The sequence below is a fragment of the Senegalimassilia anaerobia JC110 genome (genome assembly GCF_000236865.1).
Taxonomy (GTDB): Bacteria; Actinomycetota; Coriobacteriia; order Coriobacteriales; family Eggerthellaceae; genus Senegalimassilia; species Senegalimassilia anaerobia.
The window spans coordinates 489,867-503,644 of sequence record NZ_HE611016.1; the positions used below are offsets into that span (position 1 = coordinate 489,867).

Here is a 13,778-nt window from a genome sequence, read left to right on the forward strand (position 1 = left end):
TAAAGCTACAAGGGAGTACGCAGATATTCATGGATAAGTGCAACAGCAGCGCAACACCAAAGCTGAAAACGCTGCTAGTCATACCAGCGTATAACGAAGAAGACTGCATTCTCAGCGTTGCTAAAAAAATCGAATCCGCCGGTTACGATTACGTAATCGTGAACGACGGCTCAACGGATTCGACACTAAGGATTTGCAAGGAAAACAACCTGAACGTCCTGGACCTTCCGCGAAACCTCGGAATCGGCGGAGCAGTTCAAGCGGGACACAAGTATGCCCTTCGGAACGGTTACGACGTGGACATTCAGGTTGACGGCGACGGCCAACATGATATCAACTACATACCTTTACTTATCAAGGAAATCGAAGCTGGGGCAGATCTGGCTATTGGATCTCGGTTCTTGATTCAAACCGAGGGCTTTCAATCCACCGCAATGCGCCGAATTGGCATCAAATGGCTATCGTTCATGTTGAAGCTTCTGTACAAGAAGAATATCACCGATCCCACATCCGGTTTCAGAGCGAGTGGAAGGCGAGCACTAGAATTGTTCTCGCGAACCTATCCCATCGATTACCCCGAACCGGAATCGATTGCCGAATCGTTAAACCACGGGCTAACGGTGAGCGAAGTATCCGTTGAAATGAAAGAGCGGGCCGGCGGCACCTCATCAATTAAAGTATTTGGCAGCGTGTATTACATGATCAAAGTCAGCCTGGCAATTGCAATGTGCCGCATAGAAAAGCGCTCAGGAAAATAGGAGTTGCAATGCTCACACACACATCCATAATCCTAGCAATACTGGGATTACTGCTGTTGATATACATCATTCGCCTGGTCTCCAGCAAGAGGCTCTTGCTAAGTTATTCGCTGCTATGGGTGTTTCTTGCAGTCATTATTACGTTATGCGCCTTATTCCCTACTCCGATATATTGGCTTGCAGACGAGATTGGTATTGCCCTTCCGTCTAACTTTATTTTCATTATCGGCATCATTTGCCTGTTGGTGATATGCCTATCTTTGAGCGTAATCGCCAGCAAGCAAACCGCATATTCGAAAACGCTCGTACAGGAAGTGGCCTTACTTCGTAAAGAAGTCGATGCAATAAAGGCTGAACAACAGAATATTCGTTAGTTAGTCGGAGAGAGCATGCGCAAAACGTTATTCATATACTCCGCTAATTACTTACCAAATATTGGCGGAGTCGAGAAGTATACCCATAATCTGGCAAACCAGCTTGAGCATTTGGGAGTTCATGCATGCGTTGTCACGAACAACGTATTCAACCTTGCAGAAGAGGAGACGCTCAAAAGCGGAGCAACCGTATATCGCATACCCTGTCATCCTCTAATTGGAGGGAGGCTTCCTGTTCCAAAACGAAATCTTACTTTCAATAAGCTTCTGAAGCGAATCTATTCTCAACCAACCGACTACGTAGTTATCAACACCAGATTTTACCCTCACACGTTTCTCGGTGTAAAGCATGCCGAAAATCACAATATAAAGCCAATTGTGATTGATCATGGATCTGCATATCTGACATTGGGAAATCCCGTAATCGACATTGCCGTAAAGGCCCACGAGCATATGATTACCGCCTTACTGAAGCGCCATCCAATTGATTTTTATGGCGTTTCAAATGAAAGCGTTAAGTGGCTCAAAACATTTGAGATTGAAGGAAAAGGCGTCTTGAACAATTCGATTGACGCTGACAACTATTACGCAAGTGCGTCAAATCGAGATTTCAGAAACGAGCTTCAACTAGCTGATGGTGATTTCCTAGTCTCATTCACAGGCCGTTTGATTCCCGAAAAGGGCATTAACGAATTGTTAGATGCCGCGAGGCAGTTACGCGACAGGCCAAATATAAAGTTCGCACTTGCAGGCGATGGCCCTTTGATGAGCATGCTCGAAAAAAATAACCCTGGAAACCTTACACTTCTTGGAAAACTACCGTCTGAAGATATTGCCGCGTTATTGATCTCAAGTGACATTTTTTGCCTGCCAACAAGATCAGAAGGGTTCTCGACCTCGCTTCTCGAAGCGGCAGCATGCTACACGACACCCATCATCACCAACGTTGGCGGTGTGCCAGAAATGATTCCGAGTAAAGAATATGGCGTTATTCTCCAAAGTCAATCAAGCACCGAGATTGCAGAAGATATCGTCAGCATTCAGGAAAATCCCGAACGAAATATAATATTAGCGCGAAACATCGGAGCAAGGGTTCGCGCAGAATTCTCGTGGCAAAGAACAGCAGAAAAAGTACTGCAAGCATGCCAAAAGGCAAACTCTCGCTGATATAGAAACATGTGGTGGCTGGTGAAATTTCTAGCGTATTCACCAGCCACCACATTGGCAAGTTAGAGCTATTGCAAAACTATAGAAAAGGTTCTCATCATATAAAGGCAATTGAGAACGACAATTGAACCAATCATAAGATTTGCGCTATTGATTTTAAATGACAGCGAGTTAAACCGACACCCTAACATGAACAGTGGTAAAACTGGTAAAAAGTATCTCCCTTGAATCCCGAGGATCACTGGTTCCGTATCAAACGTCCAACCGAGATACATGGAGACCATTACTGCTAACCAAGCCAGCAGAGGTACAATCAGGCAAAGAATTCTCAATCGTCCTTCCACACATCTTTCCTGATCAGGATCGCATCGAATATACGCCAGAAACAAAATCGCGAGATAGGCAAACACAATGTAGCTTGGCGCTACGATAGTGTTCTGAAACCAGCCCAAAGAGCCCCCGACTAACGTTTGAACATAAAAATCCCCTGTCAACAACATAGATCCCAAAAATAATCCGATAGTGGCTACAGGATCGGCCAATGCACTTTGAAGCGTATAAAAGTGGCCAAATTCATCCCCGCGTTGATCCAAGCCAGAAGAAGGCCCTGTTGCCATAGATGAAACCGAATTAAGCTTTGTAAGCACAAAGAGGAAAACAACTCCGGCACAAATACCAACTTTGAAAGCAAGCATTTGCTTGCGGCTAGCAAAACAACGCCGAGGAGCAAATAATCCAATAAGCAACGAAGCGCAATACACGAGTTTACAGGGAACGAGCAATATCTGCAGTATCACAATGAAGGCCAGGAGCTTATTAGTCGCCTGGTTTTCACTTATCCATAGCCGCAGCAATAGCGCAATCGACAAAAATGATAGGCCGATAGTGCCTGCATCATATGAATAAGACGCGCAGATATGAAGCGTCATAGGAAGAAGGCAAATGACCTTTAATCCATTTTTGCCGACGGGAGTCAGCCTGATAGCCATAAGAGCCAAGGCAGCGAACAGAATGAAATTTAATACCCTCCCTAAATAGAAGGTAACCACAGCATCAAAACCAGCCAGTCTTCCCAAACAAATTCCAAGTACTGAAGGCAATTTGATATAGAACGGATTTTGTGCTGAATTTAACGCCCCAGGACTCACCAACACCATGGTAGTCTCATGATTACCAGACGCCTCACCCAAGGAAGCTATCGTCTTGGAATACATATCAGCAGAAAGCTCATTCGCTATATACAAGTCAGCATCAGTTTGCCGCATTTCCAGCATGGTGTTTTCGTAATCAACCTCACCACCAAGTATGAGATCTGAGTAATAGTATGAAGACCAGTAATGAAACGTTTCATCTGGTACAGATCCAGGAGTAAACGCAAAAGTGAAAAATATACCAGAAATGAGCAGCACCGCAGCGAACAATTTTGTTGATTCAAGCGTGATACGTTTAAATAGCGCCAACGCGATGAGCGTGATAACACCAATAGCAATTAAACCAAAGATGGTTAGATACATCCTCGAATGGCAATTAGCATAGTAATACATGTAAATCAGCAAGATTGCCGCTGATAACAATACAATCTTGCTAATCTTTATATAAAAAGTTTTCTTTTCGCTTCTCGCGTTAATCATTATCTAAATCCGTATCCATTCGAATAGAAGTGCGCGCTTTGCTATATTTTGCACCAGCTCGGAACATAGAAAACCGACGTGCTAGCTGTCCCGAAATACGGATCACCGCTGCAATAATATTTGCTCCAACGAGTCCTGAGCTTGCCTTGTTCCTCTATGAAACGACGCATATTATTCCCTGACGAATCATATCCTCGACTGATAGATTCGTAATGATAGAGCTTCGCATCTGGGGTAAACACGACAAGGCGATTGGTGTCGCGAACCCTCAGGCAAAAATCAACATCATTGAAAGCAACTGCAAAATACTCATCGAAACCGCCCAATTCCTCAAACAACCGCTTCTCCACCATCATGCAAGCGGCAGTCACCACGGAAACATCCTGCGTGAGAACAGCACGTCGCATGTAGCCGGGATCATCTGCATCGATATTGTTGAACACATGAATTGGGCCAGCGACATCATTAACGCTCTGACATGCTATCATCAAAACGCCAGCATGCTGAACAGTGTTGTCGGGATAGAGCAATTTTGCGCCAACCGCACCGACGTCTTCCCTTTGGCAGATCGACAGCATCGAATCAATCCAGTCTCCAGCTATAACCTCTGTGTCATTGTTAAGGAAGAGAATATAATCTCCATCCGCCTGACCAACGCCAAAATTATTGATAGCGGAATAGTTAAACTCCTTTTCCCATTTCAGCAACTTAATGTTAGGGTATTCGGACATCAAACGCTCATAGCAGTCAAAAGTAGAGCTTTCGGTACTATTGTTCTCAACTATGTAAATATTGAAATTCGAGTAGGTTGTCTTCTTTTCGATAGAATCAACGCACCGCGTGAGTACCTTAGCGCAATCTTTGTTTGGTATAACGATGGACACCTTAGGTTGTCCGGAAATAGCATACTCAACTCGATAGAAGCAAGGTTTATCGGTTTCACAAGCAGTTGCACGGATCCCCAGTCGATTCAAATGCTGCTGAAGCGCTTTCTGTCCCGCCAAAGTTGCATATGATTTGTTTCCAGCATCCTTAGCCGTAGAGGTATCACTAATTCTCCAGTGATACAAGACATCCGGAACATGGTGAAATTGCTCCGTAAGCTCTGCTAACCTTAGCACGAAATCATAGTCTTGAGCACCATCGAACTCTTTTCGAAGCTTTAAGCTCTTTGCTAGCTCCGATCTCACAGTAAGCAAATGCGTAATATAGTTATGGCATCTCAACAAATCAATATTCAAATCTGATTTGAAATGCGGCGCAGCATACGTACCGGATTCAGTAAGAAAATCTTCATCGCAATAAAGAACATCAATCTGCGGATTGGCTTCAATCGCCTTCGCATATTCATATAGCACGCGTTCATCCAGCACATCATCATGATCAAAGAGCGCAATATAATCGCCAGTAGCAGCCTCAATACCAATATTGGTATTATCGGCAATACCAAGATTTCCCTCTAGCGTTATAACCTTTATTCGAGAATCTTGAAGCGCTTCCAATGCTGCACAGAGTGATTGGTCTTCCGGTGTTGCATTCACCAGGAGCAGCTCCCAATTCGTATATATCTGATCCTCAACGGACTGAATCATCTCGTTAAGAAAGCGAAGAGGAGTATGGAACAACGGGACAACAACGCTGAATGCGGTATTACCCGTTCGAACAAAATCATTTGGCTTTAAACCCCGAGAAAAGCGTTTTCTGGATTCAACGCTCCTCTCATAGGCAACTGGACCAGTGCATCGATAGAACAACGGGTTATATCGATCAGAAAACAAATCGATAGAGCATTGATCAAAACAAATGAAGCCGGATCTGCTGAGGTTGTCCGCAGCTGCTACCAAACAATAAGAAACGCATTCCTTGGAAAGACGAAGGGTAAAATCAACCTCGGTGCGCTTCAAACCCAAGGCAACCGTAGAGGAGGTCCTGCCGAATACGATATCCGCTGCGTCTACCTTGCATCCCTTGTTATCTAACAACGACAGAGAGAGTCCACTAGCGTTGACAGGAGCACAAACGAAGCCTTTGATAATATATTGCTGTTTTTCGTAGGATTCAACAAACGTGGTCAACCGAATATGGATTTGATCCGAGTAGGTGTAACCATCTATGTCACGTAAAGCCGATACAGTTTTAAAATCAAGTCTATAGTTAAGCCTCGATAGCCATTTAATCATGAATCGACTAATAGATTTTTTGGTCTTGGCTATCTCGTTACCTTTATCATCAAACACCACAGACTCAATGATAATTTTATCCGTATCCAACAAAGGCGTTGCCAGCACGTAGGTTCCCGCTTTTTGATACCTGTAGGACTCAATTGGCAACGGGACCCCGTCTTCAGAGCGCGCCAAGAAGCGAGTATGCGCATATTGCTGACTGCAATGGACAATCGTTTCAATATAAGCAATGCCATCGCCGCGGCATATTTTCCCAAATGAGATATGCATGTGATCGAATCCTTATAGAAAAATAGCAATCAAACAACTAATTATGCGATAGAAGAAGCAAGCATGGCCTGCTCCTCGGCGCCAAGCCCCAAACGACCGCCGACAAACAGCAACCGAGAAACGGAACTTGCATGAGAAGCGAGATAGTCAAGACATGCCGCCTCACTATCAAGGTTGGTTTTATCCATCATCATTAGCGCGGAATGATTCGCACCACCACAGCACCCAACAGTTAATAGCTCAGGCCACTGATCGAAATCGCGAGAGGCAATCATCAACTCCATTCCAGAACCCGATCGCCCGATAGAAGACATGAAGTCGAAGACCATCTTAAAGACCTCGAAGCAAGTATCTCCCTCACCAGCAGCAATTAGATTGGTACGCAAGCCCGCTGAATCGAATTCGTCCTGGAATTTCGATGCTCCGGGTCCAACAAGCGCAATGCGATTAATATTCGCTGATGTTAATGAAGCAATGATGGCAGAGCAATCTTCCTGCCATGGATTCAGCACGAAAACAGGAGCATGCTTGGCATACGTCATCGGCGAAAGCAAAAGCGATTGGGAATTGTCGGTGAAATCGACCACATATGCTTCGTCGCCCCATAAGCTATAATCCCTACCATAGTCGAATGCTTGTTGAGATAGGTCAGTCGCCGTAACGCCCTCGCCGAACGAAATAACTGTTGGCTTCCATGAATAAGATTCCAGCTGGTCGATAACCTTATCTTCCGGGCCATCGGACCTGAAAACGAAAATCTTATCGGGATGAAGCTCAAGCAATGCATGCTCTGCCGATTCGGATAACTTTTCATTTCCCCCGCATGCGACAATTGGGGCCCCTAGGGCACCAGCAAACCCACTTGCAACAACAGCATTTGCATGCGTCGAATCACCAACCAAACATACAGAGGAAGCCTCACGGCCCTTCCAGGACTGCAGCATCATTCGATTATTTCTGCTCCCAGAATTCTCGCCTTCGACAACCGAATAGCGACTCTTCAGCTCGTCATCGTCTTTAGCTAATGCAGTTTTAAGAGCATCGAACACACACTCTTCCGATTCTTTGCTGCCGGTGCGTCCTCCCAAGCCCCCATAAATTCGAGCAACGTATCCGGCATCGCCCATCAACCGCGTATGGCCCTTTTCGATCCAGATAGCTTTGTTGCACAAACGGGCAATCTGATCATTGCTATGCGAGACGATCAGAACGGTAACCCCGTGCTCTTCAATAAGTTGCGTGATACGGTTTTCGCACTTTCGTTGGAACATAAAGTCGCCAACGGAGAGGACTTCGTCCACTACGAGGATTTCAGGGACGATAACCGTAGCGATGGCAAACGCGATGCGCGACACCATGCCTGAGGAGTAGTTCTTAAGCGGCATATCCAGGAATTTTTCCACCTCTGCAAATTCGACGATCTCATCGAAATGCTCGTTGATGAAGTCCTTTGAATAGCCCAATAACGCACCGTTAAGGTAAATGTTCTCGCGCGCCGACAGGTCCATGTCGAAACCAGCACCAAGCTCGATCAGCGGGGCGATATTGCCATTGACCGTGCATTTTCCTTTGGAGGGCTCAAGCACTCCCGCAATTATCTTCAGAATAGTCGACTTGCCTGAGCCGTTGGTTCCCATGATGCCGAAAACGTCGCCCTTTCGCACTTTGAAAGAAACGTCGTCCAGCGCTTTGAATTCCTCAAAGAACAGCTTGCCACGCGCAATGGCAATCGCATACTCCTTCAGATTATTCAACTGCTCGCTTGCCATATTAAACGACATGGAGACATGCTCCACATCGATCATAACCGGGCGATTATCCTCTTCCTCAGCCGGCAGCTGATCGGAAGAAAGAACGCTCGTGTTCACATTTTCCGGCATAGCCACCCACTCCTAAACGTAAAGAATGAACTTCTTTTCTTGCTTCTTGAAAACTGCAAAACCCACTATAAGGGCACCGACACCGCAAAAAAGGCAAATGGCAATCTGCTCAAGAGTTGGCGCTGAGCCGTACAGTGCAATCTCACGGAAGAACGACACATAGTAGTACATAGGGTTTGCATTCATAATCGGAACGGCCCATTCCGGCAAAATCTCAACGGGGTAAAACAGCGGCGTAGCGTAAGTCCAAGCGGTTAGCAGCACGCTCCATAGGTGCATAACATCGCGGAAGAAGACCGACAAGGCAGCCAGCAAAAGACCAACTCCAAGACTAAATAGGAAAATCGTCAGCAAAAGGAAGGGAAGCCAAAGGATGTTAACGGTTGGCACGACCTTGAAGAACAGCATAACCGCTACAACAGCGATAAGCGACACCATGAAGTTCACCAGCGCAAACGACACCTTTTCCAGAGGAAACAATGCTTTGTTAATGCGAATCTTCTTGATAAGCGGAGCCGAATCGATAATCGAGCTCATCGCGGAAGAGGTAGCATCGGACATGAACGTGAACAACGTCTGACCCAAGATCAAATACAACGGGAAGTTCTCGATGTTAAAGCGGAACACCGTAGAGAACACAGCCGTCAGGACGATCATCATAAGAAGAGGGTTAAGGACCGACCAAAGAACGCCGAGCATACTACGGCGATACTTTAACTTGAAGTCTTTCGACACAAGCGAACGCAGGATAAACCAATCGCGTTTAACTTGCTTCGTGCACAAAGCCATGGACGTAGCCACCTTAATCGCGTACTGAACTAACCCTTCGAGAAGGGAATCGGCGTTGACGCCATTCCTGTATACAGTATCAGAACTGCGAGGCCGTGATGCATTCCCCTTGAAATACGCATTAGACACGATCGCCTGATAGCATGCGTAGGCATGAGCATATGCAGCATCTAGTATCATAAGCACTGCATCAACCGACTGGAGGACCCATGCCCAAAGCATCAATCATCATCCCTTGCTACAATGCAGAGCGCTACCTTGCGGCTACCGTTCAAAGCGCGCTTGCGCAAACCATGGGCGACATCGAGGTCATCTGCGTTGACAACAACTCTACCGACGGCACTCCCGAAATCCTCAAGGAGCTCGCCCGCCAAGACCATCGCATCGTTCTCGCAAAGGAATCCGAGCCAGGCGAAGGCCCGACGCGCGACCACGGGCGAGCCCTCGCAAGCGGCGAATGGCTCTACTTCCTGGACTCCGACGATATCATGGAGCCCACGTTGCTCGAGCACGCCATGCACCAAGGCGAGCAGGACGATTCCGACATCGTGATATTCCGCACCACGTACCTCGATGGCAAGACCGGCGAGCGCCGCCCTTGCCCCGAATGCTTCGATACCTCATGGATCCGCAACTGGGCCGATGCCAGCAGGCGCGTCTTCTCCCCCGCTGACAACCCTGAGCGCATTTTCAACTCGTTTCAAAACTGGGTGCACAACAAACTGTTCCGCGCATCGTTCGTCCGCGAGCACAATCTGGTTTTTCAGCACGTCAAGCGCATGGCGGACATCCTGTTCACCTGCCGCGCGCTTTCGGAGACCAAACGGATCTCGCTGCTCGACGAGTCGCTGCACTTCTACCGCTGCAACAACCAGAACAGCGCGCTCTACACCGCCGATGCAAGCCCCCTGGACTTCTACCAGGCATTTCTGGCGCTGCGTGCATCGCTGGAGGACAACGGGACCTGGCAGCTCTATCATGACTCATTCGTGAACTGGGCCGAGGAAGCCGTAGCCATGAACGTCTACCGCGCCAAATCGTTCGAATCGTTCGCGGCAATCGTCGACGCGATGAAGAGCAAAGGGCTCGCACGTCTGGACATCACGAATTTCCCTATCGAAAAAGCATTCGTCCCAATCAGACACGAATGCTGCATGCGCATAGCCGAAAAGGACCTCGCGGAAATCGCCTTCCATTATTTCGTCCTTGAACGCAGGCATATGAACGACCTGGAAACGCAACTCTCGGAAATCCGCACCTCCACCACATTCAAGGTTGGCGAAAAGCTGGTCTCCCCGTTCGCAAAAGTCAAAGATCGGTTGGGGAAATAGGACGCATGGACCGGCCCCGCAACCCGCGAAACCGGCCCGAACCTCGCCCCGCCCGGAGAGCGAGCAACCCGGCGGCGTCGCACTGGCGCATCATCACGGCACAAAAACACTGTCGCAACCGTGCGAACGGACCCCGTTTCCCGGTCGTGCGGCCTTATCCCCGCCAATCCCCCAACTCCCACCAGTCGCTGAGCTGGTTGAGGTTTGGATTCACCGCGGGATCGTTGCTAGCGAAAAACGCCGGGTGCTTGGCGATGATGCGGCTTTTCTCTTGCAGCAACCTTGCCGCCAGGCGCGCGTCGGTCGACTCGCGGCCGCGCGAGGAAAACTCGCGATGGCGCAAAACGGCGCGCGGTTCGTACACCACCACTCTGCCCGCCTCCCCGACGCGCAGGCAAAAGTCACCATCATTGAAGCCCACCGCAAGCTGCTCGTCGTAGCCTCCCAGCTCGTCGAACAGCTTGCGGGAAACCATCTGGCACGCACCGGTGACCATGGAGTATTCCTGCGGCATGCCGGCGGAATACGCATACCCGAGCGCGTCACCGGGCAGGTCTCGATTCACGTGCGCAAAATCGCCATTCCCGTTCGCGATCATGCCGGCATGCTGGATCAGACCATCCCCAAACAGCAGTTTTGCGCCCACAACGCCAACCTCGGGACGCATCAGATCGCCGAGCATACGCTCGATCCAGGCAGGTTCGATCACCTCGGTGTCGTTGTTCAGCAGCACAAGGAAATCGCCCTTGGAGCAGGCCGCGCCAAAATTAACGATGCTCGAATAGTTAAACCCGTTTTCGCAAGGAGCACCCTCGACAAGGAGGTCAGGACTCCAGGTTTCAACGCGAACGCACGCGTCGGCGGCTAAACGCTCGTACAGTGCGAACGTCTCCGCCTCGCTGCTATTGTTCTCGACGACGATCACTTCCAGGTTTTCATGCGTCGAACGATCCAGAATCGACCTTACGCACCTCTCGAGCAAGTCAGCATGGTCTTTACTCGGGATAACGACGCTCACCAGCGGCTTCTCGTCGGGTAGCGCAAACCTCGCATCATATGTGTACGGCAATTCCCCATCGCCCACAACTGCCCGCAAACCCCTTCTTTCCAAATGCCGCTCAAGCGCCAGCTTGCCCGCCGTATGCGCATAGGGCTTCTGGTCGCCTCCTCCAGCGGTCGAACCCTCATGCTCACGCCAATGGTACAAAACCCTCGGTTCGTGATGGATACGACGGGCAACCTCGAAGCACCTCAACGTCAAATCATAATCCTGCGCGCCCGCGACATCCGGCTGCGACCGCTCGGTGCGCTCAAGGACGTATCGGCTGACCATCAGGAAATGAGTCACGTAGTTATAGGCGTACAGTTTAGTGAGATTCGGGTAGGTTTTAAAAGCGGGATTGCGCAGCTCGCCTTCATATAGGCGATCCTCATCGGAATAGAATAGATCGATATCGGGGTTATCGGACAATGCGGCAACATAGCGGAATAACGCGTCAGGCTCGAGCACGTCATCATGATCGAGAAACGCCACGTAGTCGCCTTCGGCCAGCTCGATGCCCTTGTTCGTGTTGGTGGCGATATCGCGGTTCGCAATCGCCTGCATAACGATGCGAGCGTCATCCAACGAAGCCAAATAATGCTCGACCTCCTCGTTTTCCCCACTGGCGTTCATCAGCACAAGCTGCCAATTATCGTAGGATTGCGCCTTGACCGATTCCACGCAATCCCGCAAAAAGTTAAGCGGCGGGTTGAACACGGTCACAACAATGCTGATCAGCGGATGCAGCAACGCGCCAAGCGTGGAGCGTTGCAGGGAAAGCTCGGCGCTCGTCGCGCGATGCGCCGCCGACCACAGACGATAGTCTTTCGACGCGCACGCCCCCGAGGCAAGCCAGGTGCTATAGCCCCGCGCGGCCTGCACATCGCTGGGATACCCGCAGGCAAAAGCACCTGCTTCCGGCGCGCCCTGCGGCGCAAACGTCACGCAAGCATGCTCGATGGAAGCATCCAGCGGCACTGAAACACTCACGATCCGCTCCAAAGCGCCATTGGCGGCGGAGACAGGCACAACGTGATCTTCCATGATCACAGGAACGCAATCCACAGCCTGCATCTGCCCATCCACCACCTGCACGGCAATGGCATCGCGCGCATCGCATCGCGGGAAACAGCACGCGAACCGCCACACGTTCTTGCCTTCGAATGGGTACACGCCAGTCAACCTTGCGAACGGCTCACCGGGAACTTGACGGTCGTCAAGGCTTCTCATCAGCTCCGCAAGCTCAGGGTTCGAACGAGAGAACAACTTCGATTGGATGGCGGAAAGCCGCGGATTATACGCCGCACGACAACTCACGCTGGCACTGTCGTCCGATGCAGACGAGGAAAGCTCCACCGTCACGGACATCGCAAGCATAGGGACGGAAACGACGGCTATCCGCGTATCTGCAGGGCAAAACGCGCCTGGGGCGAACACGCGAAGCTCTCGCGGAACGTCGGACCCGCCCTTCGCGAAGGCGCGCGCGACCAGTTTCCCCTCAAAGGCTACGCAAAACGCGAAATGCGCCTTGCCATACCCACGGCACAAGCCTAAAAACGAGATTCGCTTCATATACTCCCCAATGCGTGATTTCGATTATTGCCCTAGTATAAAAGCAAGAACTGGAAGCGCGGCGCGCGCACCGGGAAAGCCCACACCAAAGCAAGGATGAAAGACGCATGATCTCGATAAGCTCCATTCGGAAACGCATGAGGCCGCTCGCCTGGGCAATGCTGTTTCTCTACTCGGCGGTTTTGTCGCTGTCGGTCATCGCATCGAACCATATCGTTATCGCCGGCGGGGAATACAGCACCTGGGAAGTCAACCGAATCAGCCCATACGGATACGGCGACCTAGCCCTGTTCGCATTCGCATTCATCCTGTGCTTCACTATCGGTATGCTGGTGCTAGCCTCGCTGTTCCCGACACCGGAAGCCTGCGAAGGCAAAAGTCCCTCACTTGAAGTCGCACGGCTCAACCGAAAGCCGATCCTGCTTATGAGCGTCGTTCTGTTCGCCCTCTATCTGCCTTATCTTCTGGCATATTGGCCGGGCCTGATATTCGGCGATTCCGTCTCGTCGCTGTCGCAATCCTTGGGTTTTTCCGACTACAGCAATCACCATCCGTTGGCCTTCACCCTATGCGTGAAGGCGTGCTTGTTCGTAGCGCACATGCTGGGCTTGTCGAATTCCGCAGGTTGCGCGCTGTTTACCATCATCCAAATGGTGGCGCTTTCGCTGTGCTTCGCGACGACCGTCCAATGGGTGATGCAGCGGACGGGATGCCACCGCATATGGCGTTTCGTCCTGCTGGCGTTTTTCGGCATACCCCCCCTATTTCGCAACTTACACCA

At 49.9% G+C, this 13,778-nt stretch carries 10 protein-coding genes; 5 read left to right on the forward strand and 5 right to left on the reverse strand.

Going from position 1 to position 13,778, the window contains the following annotated elements:
* Nucleotides 1–29 precede the first annotated feature (29 nt).
* From SFHG_RS08135 to SFHG_RS10490, 3 genes are read left to right on the forward strand one after another with little or no spacing between them, the layout of a single operon-like run.
* Nucleotides 30–758 (forward strand): glycosyltransferase family 2 protein, encoded by a 729-nt coding sequence (locus SFHG_RS08135; RefSeq protein ID WP_042436064.1) that lies wholly within the window; start codon nt 30–32, stop codon nt 756–758.
* A gap of 8 nt (nt 759–766) precedes the next feature.
* A complete protein-coding gene (locus SFHG_RS11265; protein ID WP_042436066.1) occupies nt 767–1,132 on the forward strand; it encodes a DUF2304 domain-containing protein in 366 nt (121 codons plus the stop codon).
* A 15-nt stretch (nt 1,133–1,147) separates the two neighbouring features.
* Nucleotides 1,148–2,299: a glycosyltransferase family 4 protein gene (locus SFHG_RS10490; protein ID WP_081469026.1), complete on the forward strand. Its 1,152-nt coding sequence runs from the start codon at nt 1,148–1,150 to the stop codon at nt 2,297–2,299.
* Nucleotides 2,300–2,367: 68 nt separating this feature from the next.
* Here SFHG_RS10490 and SFHG_RS08150 read toward each other — a convergent pair whose 3' ends face one another.
* From SFHG_RS08150 to SFHG_RS08165, 4 genes are read right to left on the reverse strand one after another with little or no spacing between them, the layout of a single operon-like run.
* Nucleotides 2,368–3,930 (reverse strand): DUF2142 domain-containing protein, encoded by a 1,563-nt coding sequence (locus tag SFHG_RS08150; RefSeq protein ID WP_042436069.1) that lies wholly within the window; start codon nt 3,928–3,930, stop codon nt 2,368–2,370.
* A gap of 41 nt (nt 3,931–3,971) precedes the next feature.
* Nucleotides 3,972–6,383 (reverse strand): glycosyltransferase family 2 protein, encoded by a 2,412-nt coding sequence (locus tag SFHG_RS08155; RefSeq protein WP_052297880.1) that lies wholly within the window; start codon nt 6,381–6,383, stop codon nt 3,972–3,974.
* A 41-nt stretch (nt 6,384–6,424) separates the two neighbouring features.
* Nucleotides 6,425–8,263, reverse strand: coding sequence for an ABC transporter ATP-binding protein (locus SFHG_RS08160; RefSeq protein WP_042436071.1), 1,839 nt, complete (start codon nt 8,261–8,263; stop codon nt 6,425–6,427).
* A 12-nt stretch (nt 8,264–8,275) separates the two neighbouring features.
* On the reverse strand, nt 8,276–9,052 hold the full coding sequence (locus SFHG_RS08165) for an ABC transporter permease (RefSeq protein ID WP_042436267.1): 777 nt from the start codon (nt 9,050–9,052) through the stop codon (nt 8,276–8,278).
* Nucleotides 9,053–9,261: 209 nt separating this feature from the next.
* Between SFHG_RS08165 and SFHG_RS08170 the strand changes: the two genes are divergently transcribed.
* Nucleotides 9,262–10,383: a glycosyltransferase family 2 protein gene (locus SFHG_RS08170; protein WP_042436074.1), complete on the forward strand. Its 1,122-nt coding sequence runs from the start codon at nt 9,262–9,264 to the stop codon at nt 10,381–10,383.
* Between the two features lie 154 nt (nt 10,384–10,537).
* Here SFHG_RS08170 and SFHG_RS08175 read toward each other — a convergent pair whose 3' ends face one another.
* Nucleotides 10,538–12,598 (reverse strand): glycosyltransferase, encoded by a 2,061-nt coding sequence (locus SFHG_RS08175; RefSeq protein ID WP_238318311.1) that lies wholly within the window; start codon nt 12,596–12,598, stop codon nt 10,538–10,540.
* A gap of 506 nt (nt 12,599–13,104) precedes the next feature.
* Here SFHG_RS08175 and SFHG_RS10815 point away from each other — a divergent pair.
* A partial coding sequence (locus SFHG_RS10815; protein ID WP_042436077.1) for a DUF6020 family protein occupies nt 13,105–13,778 on the forward strand: 674 nt, incomplete at its 3' end.

What these genes read in the sequence shown, in the direction of transcription:
- SFHG_RS08135 (WP_042436064.1), top strand. Translation starts at nt 30, where the DNA reads ATGGATAAGTGCAACAGCAGCGCAACACCAAAGCTGAAAACGCTGCTA.
- SFHG_RS11265 (WP_042436066.1), top strand. Translation starts at nt 767, where the DNA reads ATGCTCACACACACATCCATAATCCTAGCAATACTGGGATTACTGCTG.
- SFHG_RS10490 (WP_081469026.1), top strand. Translation starts at nt 1,148, where the DNA reads ATGCGCAAAACGTTATTCATATACTCCGCTAATTACTTACCAAATATT.
- SFHG_RS08150 (WP_042436069.1), bottom strand. Translation starts at nt 3,930, where the DNA reads ATGATTAACGCGAGAAGCGAAAAGAAAACTTTTTATATAAAGATTAGC.
- SFHG_RS08155 (WP_052297880.1), bottom strand. Translation starts at nt 6,383, where the DNA reads ATGCATATCTCATTTGGGAAAATATGCCGCGGCGATGGCATTGCTTAT.
- SFHG_RS08160 (WP_042436071.1), bottom strand. Translation starts at nt 8,263, where the DNA reads ATGCCGGAAAATGTGAACACGAGCGTTCTTTCTTCCGATCAGCTGCCG.
- SFHG_RS08165 (WP_042436267.1), bottom strand. Translation starts at nt 9,052, where the DNA reads ATGGCTTTGTGCACGAAGCAAGTTAAACGCGATTGGTTTATCCTGCGT.
- SFHG_RS08170 (WP_042436074.1), top strand. Translation starts at nt 9,262, where the DNA reads ATGCCCAAAGCATCAATCATCATCCCTTGCTACAATGCAGAGCGCTAC.